A 16,745-nucleotide genomic window follows, 5' to 3' on the forward strand; every position below is an offset into this window, starting at 1 on the left:
AATATTAAAAAGAATGTATCAAGAGTGCCCTTCCGGTCCAGGGTTAGGGTGCGAGCTGTGACAGGAACGCGCGCGCATCCCGACACCCTCCCCGGCGTCCTGGAGCGGACCGCCCGGGACCACCCCACCCGTCCGGCGGTCCGCGACCCCCGCCTCACCTATCCCGAGCTCCTCGACGCCGCCGTGGACGCCGCCGCCGGACTCGTCGGGCTCGGGGTGCGGCCAGGGGAGAGCGTCGGCATCTGGCTGCCCAACGGCCTGCCGTGGATCGTCGCTTCCTACGGGGTGCTGTGCGCGGGCGCAAGGCTGGTCCCCCTCAACACCCGGTACACGGCCTCGGAAGCGGCCGACCTCATTGCGCGGTCCGGGTGCCGCGTCGTCATCGCCGGGGGAGACGGCGCGGGAAGGCCGCTCGCCGAACTCGCCGCGGAGGCGGGCGCGCGCATTGTCGTCGCCCCAGAAGAACTGGAAGGCGGGGCCGCCGACGAGGCGGAGGCCTTGCGGCGGATGGAGGCGGTGCGCCCCGAGACCGTCAGCCACGTGCAGTACACCTCCGGCACGACAGGGCGGCCGAAGGGGGCGCTGCTGCGGCACGGCGGCCTCGTGGAGACGACGCGCAGCTGGATCGAGATCACCGGGCTGCGCGCCGGGGACGTCTACCCGGTCGTCGCGCCCTTCGCGCACATCGGCGGGCACAAGACCGGGATCCTCGCCTGTGCCGTCGCGGGGGCGGCGCTCATCCCCGTGCCGTCGCTCGATCCCGCCGCGCTCGCCCGGACCGTCGGCGCGCGCGGCGTCACGTTCCTCCAGGGTCCGCCCGCGCTGTTCCGGGCGCTGCTCGCCGAGCCGGAGATGCCGCGCGGCGCCGTCCGCGCCGCGGTGACGGGCGCGGCGGTCGTCCCGCGCGACCTCGTCGGCGCGCTGCGCGAGCGGCTCGGGATCCGGCACGTCTTCACCGCCTACGGGCTGACCGAGGCGGGCGGCGTCTGCACCATCACCCGCCCCGACGATCCGGTGGGCGTCGTCGCCGAGACGTCGGGCCTGCCCATCCCGGGCACCGAGCTGCGGATCGACGCCCCGGACGGGCCCGGCGAGCTGCTCGTGCGCGGCCCCGGCGTCATGGCGGGCTACCTCGACGACCCGGCCGCCACCGCCGGGGCGTTCACCGACGGGTGGCTGCGCACCGGCGATGTCGCCGAACTCGACGGCGCGGGCCGGCTCCGGATCGTGGACCGGCTGAAGGACGTCGTCATCGTGGGCGGCCTCAACGTCTACCCGGCCGAGGTCGAGCACGTGCTGACCGTCGCGGCGGGGGCGCGGGCCGCGGCCGTCGTCGGGATCCCGCACGCACGGCTCGGCGAGGTGCCCGCGGCGTTCGTCGTCGGCGGCGGGCCGGCGGAGAGGATCGTGGCGCGCTGCGCGGCCCGGCTCGCCGCGTTCAAGGTGCCGCGGACGGTCTGGCACGTGGACGCGCTGCCCTTGACCGCCGCGGGCAAGGTGGACAAGGCCGCGCTGCGCCGGAGCGCGCTGGAGCTGCTGGGCACCCCCTTGAACCCCGCCGATCAGCCATGATTTATTATCTTTTATATAATTCTCCCACCCCCGGAGGCTCGTGTGGACGCAGCGAACAAGGTGGCAATGGTCGTCGGCGGCGGATCGGGCATGGGCCGCGCGACAGCCGAACTGCTCGCCCGGGCGGGCGCGAAGATCGCGATCCTCGACCTGCCGAACGGCCGGGGCGAGGACGCCGCCAAGGAGATCGGCGCGACCTTCCACCCCTGCGACGTCACCGACGAGACCGGTACCGAGGCCGCCATCGAGGAGGCCGTGCAGGCCCACGGCGGCCTGCACATCGCCGTCAACACGGCGGGCGGCGGCGTCAGCAAGCGGACCATCGGCAAGAACGGCCCGCTGCCCCTCGCCGAGTTCCGCAAGATCGTCGAGCTGAACCTCATCGGCACGTTCAACCTCAACCGGCTCCAGGCCTGGCACATGAGCAAGAACGAGCCCGAGGACACCGGCGAGCGCGGCGTCATCATCAACACCGCGTCCATCGCCGCGTTCGAAGGCCAGATCGGCCAGGTCTCCTACACCGCCGCCAAGGCCGGCATCGCCGGAATGAGCCTCACCATGGCCCGCGACCTCGGCAGCCTCGGCATCCGCGTCATGGCGATCGCCCCCAGCCTCTTCGCGACCGGCCTGCTCGAAGGCGCCCCGCAGGAGATCATCGACGTCCTCACCAAGGACGCCGCCTTCCCGCGCCGCGCCGGGCTGCCCGTCGAGTACGCCTGGCTCGCCGAGTCCATCGTGCGCAACCCGATGCTCAACGGCCAGACCATCCGCCTCGACGGCGGCCAGCGCTTCGCGCCCAAGTAAGGAGGCCGACCGATGCCCGAAGCCGTCATCGTCGCCGCCGCGCGCACCCCGATAGGCAAGGCCCACAAGGGCTCCCTCGTAGACGTGGACGCGTTCGCCCTGGCCGAGACCGCGATCGTCGCCGCCGTCGAGCGCTCCGGCGTGCCCGTGGACGACATCGACGACCTCGTCCTCGCCGAGTCCCTGCAGGGCGGCGGCGTCATCGCCAGGCACGTCGCCGTCCGGGCCGGGATGCACCAGGTGCCCGGCCTCGCCGACAACCGGCACTGCGCGGCCGGACTCAGCGCGCTCCAGATCGCGGCAGGATCCATCCGCGCCGGGATGGACCGCGTCGTCGTCGCCGGCGGCACCGAGAGCCTCAGCTCCATGCCGCAGGGCCTGAAGTCGGTCCCCGCATCCGCGCGCGACTACCAGCCGTGGATGTCGGCCAGCCACCCCGCGACGCCCGAGGCGCCCGCGTTCGACATGGCCCTCACCGTCGGCGAGAACACCGCGCGGATCGCCGGGGTCACCCGGGCCGAGGCCGACGCGTGGGCCGCCCGATCGCACCAGCGCGCGGCGGCGTCGATCGCGCGCGGCGACTTCGCCGCCGAGATCGTGCCGGTGACGCTGCCGGACGGGAGCCTGTTCGACACCGACGAGCACCCCCGCGCCGACACCACCGCCGAGAAGCTCGCCGGGCTGCGGCTGCTGCACCCCGAGATCGACGGCGCCGTCGTCACCGCGGGCAACTCCGCGGGCGTCAACGACGCCGCCGCGGCCCTCGTCGTCGTCTCCGACGACTACGCCCGCGCGCACGGTCTCACGCCGCTCGCCCGGATCGTCTCGTGGGGCTCGGTCGGCGTCACGCCCGAGCGGACCGGCCTCGCGCCGACGCTCGCCGTGCCGAAGGCGCTGGACCGGGCGGGCCTGAAGATCTCCGACATCGAGCTGTTCGAGATCAACGAGGCGTTCGCGACGATGGCCGTCGCCTCCAGCCGGATCCTCGGCCTGGACGAGTCCATCGTCAACGTGAACGGCTCCGGCTGCGGCCTCGGCCATCCCATCGCCGCCACCGGCGCCCGCATGGTCGTCACCATGCTCGGCGAACTCCGCCGCCGCGGCGGCTCCCTGGGCTGCGTCTCCATGTGCGCCGGCGGCGGCATGGGCTCCGCCCTCGTCCTGGAACTCCTCGGGTGAGCATGCCGAAGCCGACCCCCGCCGACGAGGCCCGCGAGATCATCGCGGCCTTCTGGACCGCCCTGTACGACCGCGACTGGACCCGCCTGAAGACCTTCTTCACCGCGGAGTCCATCTATTACGACATCCCCACGGGCCCCGGCGCGGCGGCCCGCGGCCCGGAGGGCATCGAGGCCCGCCTCAAGCTCGGCCTGGAGCCCCTGGCCGGCTACGCCCACGGCGACTCCCTCACCCTCGCCTCCGACGGCCTCGTCGTCACCGAGCACGAGGAGCACTGGCGCTGGCCCACCGGCGAGACCGTCACGCTCCCGTTCGTCTCCGTCCAGCACGTCCGCGACGGCAGGATCACCCTGTGGCGCGACTACTGGGACCTCGGCACCCTCATGGCCGGCGCCCCGCCCGACTGGCAGGACACCCTCTCCTCCGGCGACCTGTCCTGGCTCGTCGACGTCACCGGCGAGGTCTGACCGCACGGCGCAGCGGCGGACGCCTTCGGGCGCCCGCCGCTTTCGCGTATCGCGGATCCTGGCAGGTGAACAGCTCAGGAGGGGAAGCTCAGGAGGGGACGCTCAGGAGGGGACGCTCAGGAGGGGAAGAGGCCTCGGGAGGAGAAGAGGGAGGCCACCAGGTCGCCTTGGGACTGGAGCATGGTGGCGTAGGCGGAGGCCGCGGCTTCAGGGTCGGCCGCGCGGACGGCGGCCAGGACGGCCCGGCTGCCTGTGCGCTCGACGTCGATGGCGCCGGGGACGAGGGCGAAGAAGTTGCCGGGGACGATGCCGACCATCGCGCGCAGCACGGCGCGCAGGCGGGGGGAGCTGGCGGTGCCGAGGATGAGCCGGTCGAAGTCGCGGTTGAGGCGGGCGACCTCGTCGGGGTCGTCCTCGGCGGCGAGCCGGTCGCAGACGGCCGTCAGCCGCTCGATGAGGGCGGCGTCGGCGCGTTCGGTGGCGCGGCGGGCGGCGAACCCGTAGACGAGGCCGTAGAGGGCGTAGTGGTCGCGGACGGCCGCCTCGTCGAGCGCGCCGATGAACGCGCCCCGGTGCGGGCGGATCGTCACCCAGCCTTCGCGCTCCAGTGACAGCAGCGCCTCCCGGACGGGGATGCGGCTGACGCCGAGGGTGCGGGCGATCTCGTCCTGAGGCACCCGGTCGCCTTGGCGGAGCCGCCCGTCGAAGATGAGCCGCCGGATGTAGAGGGCGGCCTGCTCGCCGCTGCTGCGCCGCACCATCGCCTCACCGGGCGGCGGAAGCCGGGTCTCGGACGTCATCGGTCGCTTCCCCTCGGGTTCGGGCCGCGGCGCAGGCTCTCCTGGATCCGCCGGACGTTCTCGGCGAAGCCGGGCCGGTCGATCGACCACTGCTGGGCGGTGAGTTCGAGCGCGGCGGCCTCTTGCGCGGTCGGCAGGGCGAGGCTCTCGGTGAGCGTCTCCTTCGCGCGCCGGACGAGCTGGGGGTCGCGCGCGGCGGCCCGGCCGGCCAGCTTCAGCGCCAGCGGCTCCAGTTCCTCGTCCGGCACGCAGCGCCAGGCGAGGCCGCGGGCCGCGGCCTCCTCGCCGGCGAGCGCGTCGCCGCACAGGACGAGCGCGGCGGCGCCCTGCGCGCCGATCCGGGCCGCGAGCCGCCACAGGTGGCCGCCGCCGGGGTGGATGCCGACGTCGAGGAAGCGCGGGTCGAACCGGGCGTTCGGCGTGGCGAGGACGATGTCGCAGGCGAGCGGCAGGTTGACGCCGGCCCCGATCGCGGCGCCCCCGACGGCGGCGATCGTCGGCACGGGCGCTGCGGCGAGCGCCTGCATGCCCGCGTACATGTCGGCGAGCGGGTGCTCGCGGCTGATCAGCCCGTCGAGGGAGCCGCCCGCGCAGAACACGGGCGGGGCCGCGGTCAGGACGAGGGCGCGGGCTCCGCCGTCGAGGGCCGCCCCGACGGCGCGGGCCAGATCGTCGCTGAGCGGTTTGGACAGCGCGTTGCGCCGGTCCGGATCGTTGAGCCGGAGGACCGCGACGCCTTCGTGCAGCGCGAGGTCGACCAGCCCGGCTTGCGCGGTGGCCGTCATGTCCGCACCTTCCTGTGGCTCTCTGTCACTGTCGCTCTCGGTCACTCGATATCAAGATGCTATTTTATACATAATCAAATCGACAATGTTGTGCCAGAGGTTGTGCCCAGAGAAGGAGGCCCCATGCTGCCGCTCGCCGGTGTGCTCGTCGTGGCGGTGGAACAGGCCGTGGCCGCCCCGCTCTGCACCCGCCACCTGGGCGACCTCGGCGCGCGCGTCATCAAGGTGGAGAACCGCGCGGGCGGCGACTTCGCGCGCGCCTACGACGAGGTGGTCAACGGGATGGCCGCGCACTTCGTCTGGGCGAACCGCAACAAGGAGTCCCTCGCCCTCGACCTCAAGCACCCCGAGGGACGGGAGGCGCTGACCCGGCTCGTCGCGCGGGCGGACGTCGTCGTGCAGAACCTCGCCCCCGGGGCCGCCTCCCGCCTCGGCCTCGACCCGGCCGAACTGCGGGAAAGGCATCCGCGCCTCATCTGCGTCGACATCTCCGGCTACGGCAAGGGCGGGCCTTACGCGCAGGCTCGGGCGTACGACCTTCTCGTGCAGTCCGAGGCCGGCTCCTGCTCGATCACCGGGACGCCCGAGGCGCCCGCCAAGCCGGGCATCCCCATCGCCGACATAGGCGCCGGGATGTACGCGCTCTCCAGCATCCTCACGGCCTTGTACGTCAGAGAACGCACCGGACAGGGCGCCGCGATCTCCGTCGGCCTCTTCGACGTCGTGGCGGAGTGGATGGGCTTCGCGCTCAACCAGGCCAGGTACGGCGGTTTCGACGTCGCGCCCAACGGCCTCAGCTCCCCGATGGTCTCCCCGTACGGCGCGTACCGCACCGCCGACGCGCAGACCCTCGTCCTCGGCACCACCAACGACCGGGAGTGGCACCGCCTCGCCGAACGCGTCCTTCGCCGCCCCGACCTCGCCGCGGACCCCCGGTACGCGACCAACGCCGACCGCGTCGCCCGCCGCGCCGAACTCGACGCCGTCATCGCCGCGTGGGCCGCGACCGTCCCTCTGGCCGAGTGCCGCGCCCTGGCCGAAGCCGCGGGCCTCGGCCACGCCCGCCTCAACACCCCCACCGAGGTCCTCGCTCACCCCCAGCTCCTCGACCGGGAGCGCTGGCAGACCGTCGACAGCCCGGCAGGACCCGTCAAGGTTTTGCTCCCGCCCCCCGAGTGCGACTCCTGGGACTGGCGCCTCGACGCGGTCCCCGCCCTCGGCGCGGACTCCGGCCGCGTCCTCGCCGACCTCGGCTACCCGCCCGACGAGATCACCCGCCTCCACACCGAAGGAGTCGCGGGCCCGGCGAAATGACGGAGCCCGCGTTTCCCGCGGCCCCGCCCCGCCTTTCCCCGACCTGCCTTTTCCGGGCAAAAGCGCTGAGGCTCGCGTTAGCAGGAATTCCTTGGGCGGCTCTCATCCAGGAAATTGCGAACTGCTCCGTACCAGGTCGGCGACACGGTGAACTATCACGTATTTACGAATTCTGGTGTTATGTAAAGATTTTCCGGTTAGTATCGGAGTCCGTTTCGCCAGGAGAAGGAAAACCGTGGACATCGATGTCGTGCTCAAGGAGACCATGGCGATCGACGGGGCACTCGGTGCCGCCCTCGTCGACTACGAGAGCGGACGGTCGCTGGGCTCGCTCGGCGGAGGCCCCGCCCTCGACCTGGAGGTCGCCTCGGCGCACAACGCCGAGGTCGTCCGCGCCAAGCTCCGCGCCATCCGGGCGCTCGGCCTCAACGACACGATCGAGGACATCCTCATCTCCCTGGGCCGCCAGTACCACCTCATCCGCCTGTTCGAGGCGAACGCCCAGTCGGTGTTCCTCTACGTCGCGCTCGACCGCGACCGCTCCAACCTCGGCCTCGCCCGCTACGGCCTGCGCCAGGTGGAGCGCCTGATCACGGCCTGACGGCCGCCCCCAGATCCCGCCTCCCACCCCCGGCGCCGCCCGGGCCGACCACCCGTCGGCCCGGGCCGCGTCGTTTCGGGGGCCGGCGGAAGGGGCGGGCGCGGAGGCCGCCGTGAGCGGGCGGCACCGTGTCCTCGGGGCCTGGCGAGGGGGGCGGCGGAGTGTTATCTTCCGGAATTAAAGAAGGTTCTTCAAGAAGTCTCTTCACTCACTCGGAGGTCCCGATGGGCCGGTTCCCGTTTCCGATCCCCAACGGATGGTTCGCGGTCGCGCGGTCGGACGAGGTCGCGGCAGGGCAGGTCATGCCCGCGCACTACTTCGGCAAGGACCTCGCGGTCTTCCGGACCGTGGACGGCGAGCCCAGGGTCGTCGACGCCTACTGCCCGCACCTCGGGGCCAACCTCGCCAAGGGCGGGCGGGTCGAGGGGCAGCTCCTGGAGTGCCCGTTCCACGCGTGGCGGTACGACGGCGTGAGCGGCCGGTGCGTGGACGTCCCCTACACCGACGCCGAGCCTTCGCCGAAGGCCCGGGTGCACGCCTACCCCGTCGTGGAGCGGTTCGGGCTCATCTTCGCCTGGCACCACCTCGGCGGGCAGGCCCCGTACATCCCCATGCCGGAGATGCCGGAGTTCGACGAGGAAGAGTGGTCGGCGCCCGTCTTCCACGAGTTCAAGTTCGCGACCTGCTGCCAGGAGATGGCCGAGAACAACGCCGACTACGTCCACTTCAAGTACGTGCACGGCATGGAGTCGGTCCCCGGCGGCGAAGTCGGCTATGACGGGTTCGTGAAGACGGTCACCGAGCGCCAGGAGTTCAAGAGCAAGAGCGGCCAGGTCCACGCGATCGACTTCGTCCGCAAGTCCTACGGCCTCGGCCTCGGCGCGCTCCGCCTCAAGGGCGTCATGTCCTTCGTCTCCTCGGTGACCCCCGTCGACACCGAGAACGTGCACATCCGCTGGGTCTTCGTCATGCCCAAGTCGATGGAGTCCTTCTCCGCCAAGATGATCAACACCTTCGTCGAGGCGATCGCCGAGGACGTGCCCATCTGGGAGAACAAGATCTACATCGACAAGCCCCTGCTCATCAAGGGAGACGGCCCCATCATCGAGTTCCGCCACTGGGCGAGGCAGTTCTATGGTGAGGCGGTGCCCACCGAGGCGTGGGCCCCGAACCGGGTGAGGCGCAGGGAAGAGAGCGGTGTCTGAGAAGCGGGCGAGCGCGCGCGGCGTCGAGACGCGGGAGCGGATCCTCGACGCCGCGGAGCGCCTCATGGCGGACCGGGGGATCGGCGGGGTCTCGCTCAACGAGATCAACACCGCGGCCGGGCAGCGGAACACCGCGGCGCTGCACTACCACTTCGGCGGGCGGGAGGAACTCGTCAGGGCGATCCTGCGCCGGCACGGGGTGTGGCTGCGGGCGCGCCATGACGAGCTGTACGCGGCACTGGAGGGGCGGGAGCCCTCCACCCGGGAGCTCGTCGAGGTGATCATTCTGCCCGTCGCGGAGTACGTCGCGGCGGGGCCCGGCGCGCGGGCGGCGGTGCGGATCTGGGTGGCGGCGATCAACCGGCCCGAACTCGCCGTCGAGGAGATCCAGGGGCTGGTCGACGCCACGCTGACGCGGGCGGCGCGGGCGCTGATCGAGCGGATGACCACGGCGATGCCGCGCGCGCTGGCCGTCACGCGGCTCGTCACCGCGGCGCAGGCCGCGCTGCACGTGCTGGCGGACCGGGCCGTCCTGGAGGACGCCGCCGAGCCGCGGCGGGACGCGCCGCCGCTGGCGCTGGTCGCCGCGAACCTCGTCGACATGACGGTCGCGGCGCTCACCGCGCCCGTCAGCGCGGCGACGCGGGAGGCGCTGGACCCGGCGTCGGCCCCGGCCTGAACGGGCGGGGCCCCTTCACCGGGGCCCGCCCTGCACGTAAGGTGTATATAGAATCCATTATATAAGGAGGCGTCGTGACCGAGCAGTCACTGGCTCCGGACGTCCTCGCCGAGCGTCTGGCGAAGATCCCGCGGCTCATCGACGTGGACGCCCACGTCGTGGAGCCGGCGAACCTGTGGAGCACGCGGCTCCCGGCGCGGCTGCGCGAGGCCGGTCCGCGCATCGAGTACGCGCCCGCCGGAGACGTCCGCCTCGTGGACGGCCGCTACGTCGAGACGCCCGGCACCGAGGGCCCGGACGTCGCGTGGTGGGTCTACGAGGACAACCGGTCGCAGATCAAGAAGTACATCGCCGCCGCCGGCGTCCCCGCCGACGAGGTGACGAACGAGGGCATCACCTACGACGACATGCGGCCCGGCTGCTGGATCCCGGCGGAGCGGCTGGCCGACATGGACGTCAACGGCGTCGAGGCCCAGATGTGCTTCCCGAACTACGTCAGGTTCTGCGGGCAGATCTTCCTGTGGGGCAAGGACAAGGAACTGTCCCTCGCGTCCGTCCGCGCCTACAACGACTGGATGGTCGAAGAATGGTGCGGCGGCAGTGGAGGCCGTCTGATCCCGCTGTGCCTGGTCCCGCTGTGGGACGTCGACCTCGCCGTCGCCGAGGTGCGCCGCAACGCGGCCCGAGGCGTCCGCGCCGTCGCGTTCTCCGAGCTGCCCTCCTACCTTGGGCTGCCGAGCCTGCACTCCGGCTACTGGGACCCGTTCTTCGCCGCCTGCCAGGAGACCGGCACCGTCCTGGCGATGCACATCGGCTCCGGCACCAAGACCCCGCAGACGTCCCCGGACGCCCCCGGCGCGGTCGGCGCGACCATCATCTTCGGCAACAGCGTCGCCAGCATGACCGACTTCCTCTTCTCCGGCGTCCTGCACCGCTTCCCGCGCCTCAAGCTCCTTTACGCCGAAGCCCAGATCGGCTGGATCCCCTACCTCCTGGAGCGCATCGACGACGTCTGGGAGACCCACCGCGGCTGGGCGAACGGCCAGCTCAACTGCCCCGAGAAGCCCTCCACCTACTACTACCGCCAGATCACCAGCTGCTTCTTCAAGGACGCCGTCGGCGTGGAACTCCTCGACAAGGTAGGCCTCGACAACGTCACCTTCGAGACCGACTACCCCCACCAGGACGGCACCTGGCCCCGCTCCCGCGAAGAGGCCGCCCTCCAATACGGCCACCTCGACCAGCCCTCCATCAACAAGATCGCCCGAGGCAACGCCATCCGCCTCCTCGGCCTGGACCTCCCCGAGTCCTGAGGCCGGCGACGCCGTCCGCGGCCGCTGCGCCCGGCGCGGCGGCCGCGTGGCTTCGGTGCTCGGTAGGTTCGGGGGATGGAGAGTTTTCTGCGGGAGCTGGAGCAGCTGTTCTGGGACGCGCGGAGGGACGGGGACGGGGAGTTCTACGCGCGGATGCTGCGGGCGGACGCGGTGTTCGCCGGGGTGGACGGGCTCGCGGGCAAGGACGCGGTCGTCGCGCGGGTCGCGGCGGGGCCGGAACCTTTCCAGGACGCGGGGCTGACCGAGGTCGAGTTCGGGTGGCTCGGCGCGGACGCGGCCTACCTCGCCTACCGGGGTGGCTACACCGCGTTGCCGCCGGGCGGTGAGAAGCGGGATCTCGACGTGGCGGTCACCAGCGTCTACGCGCGAGAGGGCGGAATGTGGCTGCTGGTGCTGCGCCACGAGACGCCGTGGGTCGACGCCCCCGACTGAGGTGAAGATCATGTCGAGTTGGGATACGGGGAGTGACCTGGATATCTTATTCTCTATAGATGAGACGGCGGGTGGCCGTCCGGGGCGTAGGGGGATGAGGTCGATGGCGCGGCGGCGTGAGGCTGTGGTGGCGTTGCCTCCGGAAGAAGAGAAGGTCGCGCTGCCGGGGGAGAACCTGGCGCGGCTGAGCAGCGGTGAGCAGGTCCGGCTGTACGTGCGGCGGCTCATCTTCGACGGGGTGCTGCGGCCCGGGGCGCGGATTCCGCAGGGCGCGATCGCCGAGACGCTGGGGGTCTCGCGGATCCCGGTGCGCGAGGCGCTGATCGCGCTGGAGCGCGAGGGCTGGACCACGATCATCCCGCACCGCGGCGCGTTCGTGAACGGGCTCGACGAGCCGTCCGTGCGCGACCACTACGAGCTGTACGGGATGTTCTACGGCTTCGGCGTCCGCCGCGCCGTCGAGCGCCGCGGCCCGTCCCTGGGCGAGGCCCTCAAGCCGATCCAGGACAAGATCATGGCCGCCAAGGACCCCGGCACCCTTCACCGCCTGACGATGGACTTCCACCGCACCGTCATCGACGCCGCCAACTCGCCCCGCCTGCGCACGATGCTCCGCCAGATGACGGACATCGTCCCCGGCAACTTCTTCGAGCTGATCCCCGGCGCCGACACCGTCGAGCGCGAAGGCACCGCCGCCATCCTGACGGCCATCGAGCGCAACTACCCCGAGATCGCCGAACGCGAGTACGCGACGATGCTCCGCCGCCAGGGCGACCTCGTCGTGGCGCTCTTCCAAGCCCGCGGCATCTTCGACGTCACCGAGACCGAGGACGCCGACACCGAGTAGCCGCGCGCGCTCCGCCCGCCGCGGCCCGCATCTGCTCACCGTGGCGGCGTCGGCCTCGCCATCGAGCACCGACCCTCGCCCTCACGTGAGGATCTGGTCCAGGAAGGCCCTGAGCCTGCCGGTGGTGCCCGCGACCTTCTCCGCGACGGGGACGGGGTCTTCGTAGCGGTCGTCGAGGAAGGGGCTGCGGGCGCGGATGTGCAGGGAGCAGGCCAGGTCGGTGCAGAGGTAGGCGCCGACGGAGTCGGCCTCCGTGCGGGGGCGGCGGGCCGTCATCAGGGCGACGCCGTCCCCGGTGTGGGAGGTCTGGCACAGGGAGCACATGCTGTGGCGTGCGCCGCGGTGCGTCACGGTCAGCCGCATGGCCACGCCGACGAGCCGGCCGCCGTGCTCGGCGACGAGGTAGGAGCGGTCGGGGGCGCCCAGGTCGCGCCAGCCGAAGAAGTCGAGGTCCTCCCAGGGGCGCTCGGCGAGGTCGCGGGGGACGCGCAGGCGCCGGGCCTCGCCCTTGGAGCAGTTGATGAACGACGCCCGGATCTCACGCTCCGTCAAGACTCTCATGGTTCAGGGAACCTATCCGTCTCCTCCGGCGCGTCAACCGATTATCGGTAGTGCTCCTGGTCGGACGGGCGGGGGCTCTCCGGGCCGTCGGGGCCCAGGCGCAGGAAGCGGGAGACGCGGATGGTGCGGAACGTGCGGCCCATGACCTCCCATTCGGGGCCCGGGTTGCGGGCGATCCAGTCCGCCGCGCGGCGCCATCTGGCCAGCTCGTCCTCGGTGGGCGGATCGCCCTGGTAGGCGCGGATGCGCGGCAGGATCTCGGTGAAGTGGCAGGCGAGGTGCTCGCGCGCCTGGAGGGGGCCGTGGGCGCCCGTCAGCGGCTTGGACCCGCCGTCGACGACCTCCACGATGGTGAACTCCGGCGGCAGGACGACGACGGCGGGATGCGTCTTCACCGCGTGCCTCGCCTCGGCCTGGATCTGGTCGGGGACGGTGCCGGGGATCGGCTCGTAGCCGTGCAGGTTCAGCCGCAGCTGCGCCTCCCAGAACCCCGTCGGAACCAGGGGGTCGATGGGATGACCGCGCAGCAGCTGCGCCTCCCTGGGCGGGTCGGTGTCGGTGTGCCGGGGCGGCTCCATCACCCCGTTGCCGATGAGGGTGTACTTCTCGATGCGGATGATCCGGTAGCGGTGGTCGAGGATCTCCCACTCGTCCTTGGCGAGCTGCTCGCCCTCTTCAGGGTCGAGCTTCCCGGCGGCCTCCAGCAGCGCCCCGGCCCGCTCGGGACCGACGTCCGGAAGCTGCGCCGTCCTGCGGAAATGGGAGGCCAGACTGATGCGGGCCCCTTCCGGATAGCTCCCTCCCACGCTGCCGATCCGCCACCGCCGCCCGACCTGCACCGCGAACCCGAAGTCGGGCGCACCGGCCGGGAACAGCTTGAAATGGACGCCCATCCGCTCGCCCAGCTCCTGATCGCGCACCGCCATGGCGGGATCGAGATCGGCCACCACGTTGATCTTGTTGAAGCCACTCATCAGCGGAAAACCCATGCCCCCATCCTCCACAAACCGCAGGGGCGGCGCGGCGAAACGTGTTCATCCGATCACCCACAGCCGCAGGGCGGCGCGGAAGCCGCGGACGTCGGCGGGGCACGGAACACGTCGGCGGTTTTCTGCGTCTGATGAGGGTAGAGCGTCCTGCGGACGGTGAGGCTTAGGCGGCCTCCACCCCGTATCTTGCGCGAGAGAACTCTCATCTTGAGGAGCCCCATGAGCACTGGCACCGCCGCCATGTCCGCTGACCGGCGCCTGTACCGGATCACCGGTGGCATGCCGTTGAAAGGCGAGGTGAAGGTCTCCGGCGCGAAGAACGCGATCACCAAGCAGATGGTCGCCGCGCTGCTGACCGAGGAGCCGGTCCGCATCGCGAACGTGCCGCGCATCGTGGAGGTGGACCTCGTCGTCGGGATGCTGCAGCAACTCGGCGTCACCGTCGACTGGATCGGGCCGCACGAGATCCGCGTCGAGGCCGGCGCGATCGCCGACTCCGGGCTCGCCGAGCGGTACACCGGCGCGAACCGGATCCCGATCCTGATGATGGGCCCGCTGCTGCACCGGGTGGGCGAGGCGGTGATACCGCTGCCGGGGGGCTGCCAGATCGGCAAGCGCCCGATCGACTACCACCTCGACGCGCTCCGCCAGATGGGCGCCGAGGTCATCGAGCAGCCCACGGCGGTCCACGTGCGCACCAACGGGCTGGTCGGCGCGCACATCGACCTGGCCTTCCCGAGCGTCGGCGCGACCGAGAACGTCATCCTCGCCGCCGTGCTGGCCCGCGGCACCACGGTCATCCACAACGCCGCGGTGGAACCCGAGATCATCGACACGATCCTGATGCTGCAGAAGATGGGCGCGCTCATCGAGGTCGAGACCGACCGGCGGATCGTCATCGAGGGCGTCGAGCGGCTGCGCGGCACCAGCCACACCGCCATCACCGACCGGGTGGAGGCCGCCTCGTTCGCGGCGGCGGCCGTGGCGACCGGCGGCAGCGTGGAGGTCATCGGCGCGCGCCAGGCCGACCTGAGCGGCCTGATCAACGCGCTGCACCGGATCGGCGGCGGCTTCGCCGAGACCCCGCGCGGGCTCACGTTCTACCGGGCCCGCGACCTCACCGCCACCAACATCCGCACCGACGTCCACCCGGGTCTGCTCACCGACTGGCAGCAGCCGCTCGTCCTGCTGCTGACGCAGGCCAAGGGCGCCAGCGTCGTGCACGAGACCATCTACGAGGACCGGTTCGGCTACACCGAGCAGCTCCGTCAGATGGGCGCGCGCATCGAGCTCAACACCGCCTGCCTCGTCGGCGACTCCTGCCGCTTCGCCAACCGCGACCACCAGCACTCCGCCATCGTCAGCGGCCCCACCCCGCTGACCGGCCGCGACCTGGAGATCCCCGACCTGCGCGCCGGCTTCGCCTTCGTCCTCGCCGCCCTCGTCGCCGAGGGCACCAGCACCATCTCCGGCACCCGCTACCTGGAGCGCGGCTACGAGGACCCGGTAGGCAAACTCACCGCCATGGGCGGCCAGGTCGAAACGGCCCCGCTCACCTGACCCGCCGCCTCCGGCCGTAGCCCGGGGGCCGGTTAGGGCGAGCGGAACGTGAGCCCGGAGGCTTGGCACACGGCGGGATGTTCCGGGAGGAGCCTGGCGTCCGCGGCCCTCCCGGCCGGAGGTTCTGACGCACGGAGCCGTCCCGTCGAAGGGACGGCTCCGCGGAGGGGTCGGGTCAGGCTGTGGCGTTCTTGGCGAGGGTGCCCATGTCGATGCCGACGGCCTTCTCGAAGCGGCCGGTGTCGGTGGCGCGGATGGCGACGTCGTGGTCGCCTGCTTCGGCGCGGAGGGCGCCGACGGTGGCGTTCTCCTTGGTGCGGCCCGCTACGAAGGGGTCGAAGGAGTACCAGCGCATGGCGTTCTCGTAGGTGATCTTGTTGAGGTCGGCGGCGGGGACGCCTTCGGCGACGGCCATGAGCTCTTCGGGGGCGTTGGGCCACGAGGAGTCGGAGTGGGGGTAGTCGCACTCCCAGGCGATGTTGTCGATGCCGATCATGTGGCGGAGCTGGACGCCCACGGGGTCGCTGATGAAGCACGTGAGGAAGTGCTCGCGGAAGACCTCGGACGGGAGGCGGGAGCCGAAGTCCTGGCCGGTCCACAGGTGGTGCATGTCGTAGGTGCGGTCGAGGCGGTCCAGGAAGTAGGGGATCCAGCCGGTGCCGCCCTCGGACAGGGCGAAGCGGATGTCGGGGAAGTTCTTCAGGACGCGGGACCACAGGAGGTCGGCGGCGGCCTGGCAGACGTTCATGGGCTGGAGCGTGATCATGACGTCGATGGGGGCGTCGGGGGCCGTCACGGACAGCTGGCCCGAGGAGCCGAGGTGGATCGACAGGACGACGCCCTCGTCGGAGGCGGCGCGCCACAGCGGGTCCCAGTAGTCGTTGTGGAAGCTGGGGTAGCCGAGGGTGGCGGGGTTCTCGGTGAAGGTCATGGAGCGGCAGCCCTTCGCCGCGACCCGGCGCACCTCCTTGGCGCACTCTTCGGCGTCCCACAGGATCGGCAGGGCCATCGGGATGATGCGGCCGGGGTAGGTGCCGGCCCATTCGTCGATGTGCCAGTCGTTGTAGGCCTTGAGGACGGCGAGGGCGAGGTCCTTGTCCTCGGCGGCGGCGAAGAGGCGGCCCGCGAAGCCCGGGAACGAGGGGAAGTTCATCGACGCGAGGATGCCGCCCGCGTTCATGTCCTTGATGCGCTCGTGGATGTCGTAGGTGCCGGGGCGGATCTCGGAGAAGGCGGTCGGCTCGATGCCGTACTCCTCCTTGGGGCGGCCCGCGACGGCGTTGAGGCCGATGTTGGGGATGACGGAGCCGTTGAAGGTCCAGACGTCGGAGCCGTCCCGCTTCGTCTTGACCTTTGGCGCGAGGTCCCGGTACTTGGCCGGGATGTGGTTGTCGAACAGCGTCGGGGGCTCGACGACGTGGTCGTCCACGCTGATCATGATCAGGTCTTCGGCCTTCACGGTGCTCCTCGGGTGGGGGTCACGGGGCGGCTGAACGAGGGTCTCAACAGAGTGAACCGCAGTTCAGTTCGGCGCACAAGCGCCCGCTCGTCTTGTACCTCAAAAAGTAGATTAGATAACATATACAAGTTGCACCGTCCCGCCCCCGAGGAGACCC

General features: G+C 71.4%; 17 protein-coding genes. 12 read left to right on the top strand and 5 right to left on the bottom strand.

Features of this window, described 5'->3' with window-relative positions:
- Positions 1-57 precede the first annotated feature (57 nt).
- Genes ACYVOM_RS36140 through ACYVOM_RS36155 form a run of 4 tightly spaced genes read left to right on the top strand, consistent with a single transcriptional unit; the run spans position 58 to position 4,022 of the window.
- On the top strand, positions 58-1,572 hold the full coding sequence (locus ACYVOM_RS36140) for an AMP-binding protein (RefSeq protein WP_460308097.1): 1,515 nt from the start codon (positions 58-60) through the stop codon (positions 1,570-1,572).
- 42 nt (positions 1,573-1,614) lie between these two features.
- Positions 1,615-2,376, top strand: a complete 762-nt coding sequence (locus ACYVOM_RS36145; RefSeq protein ID WP_460308098.1) for an SDR family NAD(P)-dependent oxidoreductase — start codon at positions 1,615-1,617, stop codon at positions 2,374-2,376.
- Positions 2,377-2,388: 12 nt separating this feature from the next.
- Positions 2,389-3,555 (top strand): thiolase family protein, encoded by a 1,167-nt coding sequence (locus ACYVOM_RS36150; protein ID WP_460308099.1) that lies wholly within the window; start codon positions 2,389-2,391, stop codon positions 3,553-3,555.
- Positions 3,556-3,557: 2 nt separating this feature from the next.
- Positions 3,558-4,022: a nuclear transport factor 2 family protein gene (locus ACYVOM_RS36155; RefSeq protein ID WP_460308201.1), complete on the top strand. Its 465-nt coding sequence runs from the start codon at positions 3,558-3,560 to the stop codon at positions 4,020-4,022.
- A gap of 116 nt (positions 4,023-4,138) precedes the next feature.
- Here the strand turns inward: ACYVOM_RS36155 and ACYVOM_RS36160 are convergent, their stop codons facing one another.
- Together ACYVOM_RS36160 and ACYVOM_RS36165 are read right to left on the bottom strand one after the other, a co-directional pair.
- Positions 4,139-4,822 carry a GntR family transcriptional regulator gene (locus tag ACYVOM_RS36160; protein WP_460308100.1) on the bottom strand — a complete coding sequence of 228 codons (684 nt, stop codon included), beginning with the start codon at positions 4,820-4,822 and terminating at the stop codon, positions 4,139-4,141.
- Positions 4,819-5,607 (bottom strand): enoyl-CoA hydratase-related protein, encoded by a 789-nt coding sequence (locus tag ACYVOM_RS36165; RefSeq protein ID WP_460308101.1) that lies wholly within the window; start codon positions 5,605-5,607, stop codon positions 4,819-4,821. The genes ACYVOM_RS36160 and ACYVOM_RS36165 overlap by 4 nt, the downstream gene beginning before the upstream one ends.
- 123 nt (positions 5,608-5,730) lie before the next feature.
- Here ACYVOM_RS36165 and ACYVOM_RS36170 point away from each other — a divergent pair, with 123 nt between their 5' ends.
- The 7 genes from ACYVOM_RS36170 to ACYVOM_RS36200 all read left to right on the top strand — a co-directional run bounded on the left by ACYVOM_RS36170 (position 5,731) and on the right by ACYVOM_RS36200 (position 12,019).
- Positions 5,731-6,921, top strand: a complete 1,191-nt coding sequence (locus tag ACYVOM_RS36170) for a CaiB/BaiF CoA transferase family protein (RefSeq protein WP_460308102.1) — start codon at positions 5,731-5,733, stop codon at positions 6,919-6,921.
- A gap of 265 nt (positions 6,922-7,186) precedes the next feature.
- Positions 7,187-7,522 (top strand): hypothetical protein, encoded by a 336-nt coding sequence (locus ACYVOM_RS36175; RefSeq protein WP_460308202.1) that lies wholly within the window; start codon positions 7,187-7,189, stop codon positions 7,520-7,522.
- A gap of 224 nt (positions 7,523-7,746) precedes the next feature.
- Positions 7,747-8,727, top strand: a complete 981-nt coding sequence (locus ACYVOM_RS36180) for a Rieske 2Fe-2S domain-containing protein (RefSeq protein WP_460308103.1) — start codon at positions 7,747-7,749, stop codon at positions 8,725-8,727.
- The gene (locus tag ACYVOM_RS36185; protein WP_460308104.1) at positions 8,720-9,406 is read left to right on the top strand and encodes a TetR family transcriptional regulator; all 687 of its coding nucleotides are present in this window, start codon (positions 8,720-8,722) and stop codon (positions 9,404-9,406) included. The genes ACYVOM_RS36180 and ACYVOM_RS36185 overlap by 8 nt, the downstream gene beginning before the upstream one ends.
- 74 nt (positions 9,407-9,480) lie before the next feature.
- Positions 9,481-10,719 (top strand): amidohydrolase family protein, encoded by a 1,239-nt coding sequence (locus ACYVOM_RS36190; RefSeq protein ID WP_460308105.1) that lies wholly within the window; start codon positions 9,481-9,483, stop codon positions 10,717-10,719.
- Between the two features lie 75 nt (positions 10,720-10,794).
- Positions 10,795-11,172, top strand: coding sequence for a nuclear transport factor 2 family protein (locus ACYVOM_RS36195; RefSeq protein ID WP_460308106.1), 378 nt, complete (start codon positions 10,795-10,797; stop codon positions 11,170-11,172).
- A gap of 103 nt (positions 11,173-11,275) precedes the next feature.
- The gene (locus ACYVOM_RS36200) at positions 11,276-12,019 is read left to right on the top strand and encodes a GntR family transcriptional regulator (protein ID WP_460308107.1); all 744 of its coding nucleotides are present in this window, start codon (positions 11,276-11,278) and stop codon (positions 12,017-12,019) included.
- Between the two features lie 81 nt (positions 12,020-12,100).
- On the opposite strand, the gene ACYVOM_RS36205 is transcribed toward ACYVOM_RS36200, so the two are convergent.
- Entirely contained in the window at positions 12,101-12,580 is a 480-nt protein-coding gene (locus tag ACYVOM_RS36205) for an FBP domain-containing protein (protein ID WP_460308108.1), read from the bottom strand.
- A gap of 41 nt (positions 12,581-12,621) precedes the next feature.
- Positions 12,622-13,569 (bottom strand): DUF5954 family protein, encoded by a 948-nt coding sequence (locus ACYVOM_RS36210; protein ID WP_460308109.1) that lies wholly within the window; start codon positions 13,567-13,569, stop codon positions 12,622-12,624.
- 219 nt (positions 13,570-13,788) lie between these two features.
- On the opposite strand from ACYVOM_RS36210, the gene murA reads away from it, so the two are divergent.
- Positions 13,789-15,129 carry a UDP-N-acetylglucosamine 1-carboxyvinyltransferase gene (gene murA / locus ACYVOM_RS36215; protein ID WP_460308110.1) on the top strand — a complete coding sequence of 447 codons (1,341 nt, stop codon included), beginning with the start codon at positions 13,789-13,791 and terminating at the stop codon, positions 15,127-15,129.
- A 175-nt stretch (positions 15,130-15,304) separates the two neighbouring features.
- Here murA and ACYVOM_RS36220 read toward each other — a convergent pair whose 3' ends face one another.
- Positions 15,305-16,588: an amidohydrolase family protein gene (locus tag ACYVOM_RS36220; RefSeq protein ID WP_460308111.1), complete on the bottom strand. Its 1,284-nt coding sequence runs from the start codon at positions 16,586-16,588 to the stop codon at positions 15,305-15,307.
- Positions 16,589-16,745 lie beyond the last annotated feature (157 nt).

The sequence above is a fragment of the Actinocorallia aurea genome (genome assembly GCF_054783995.1).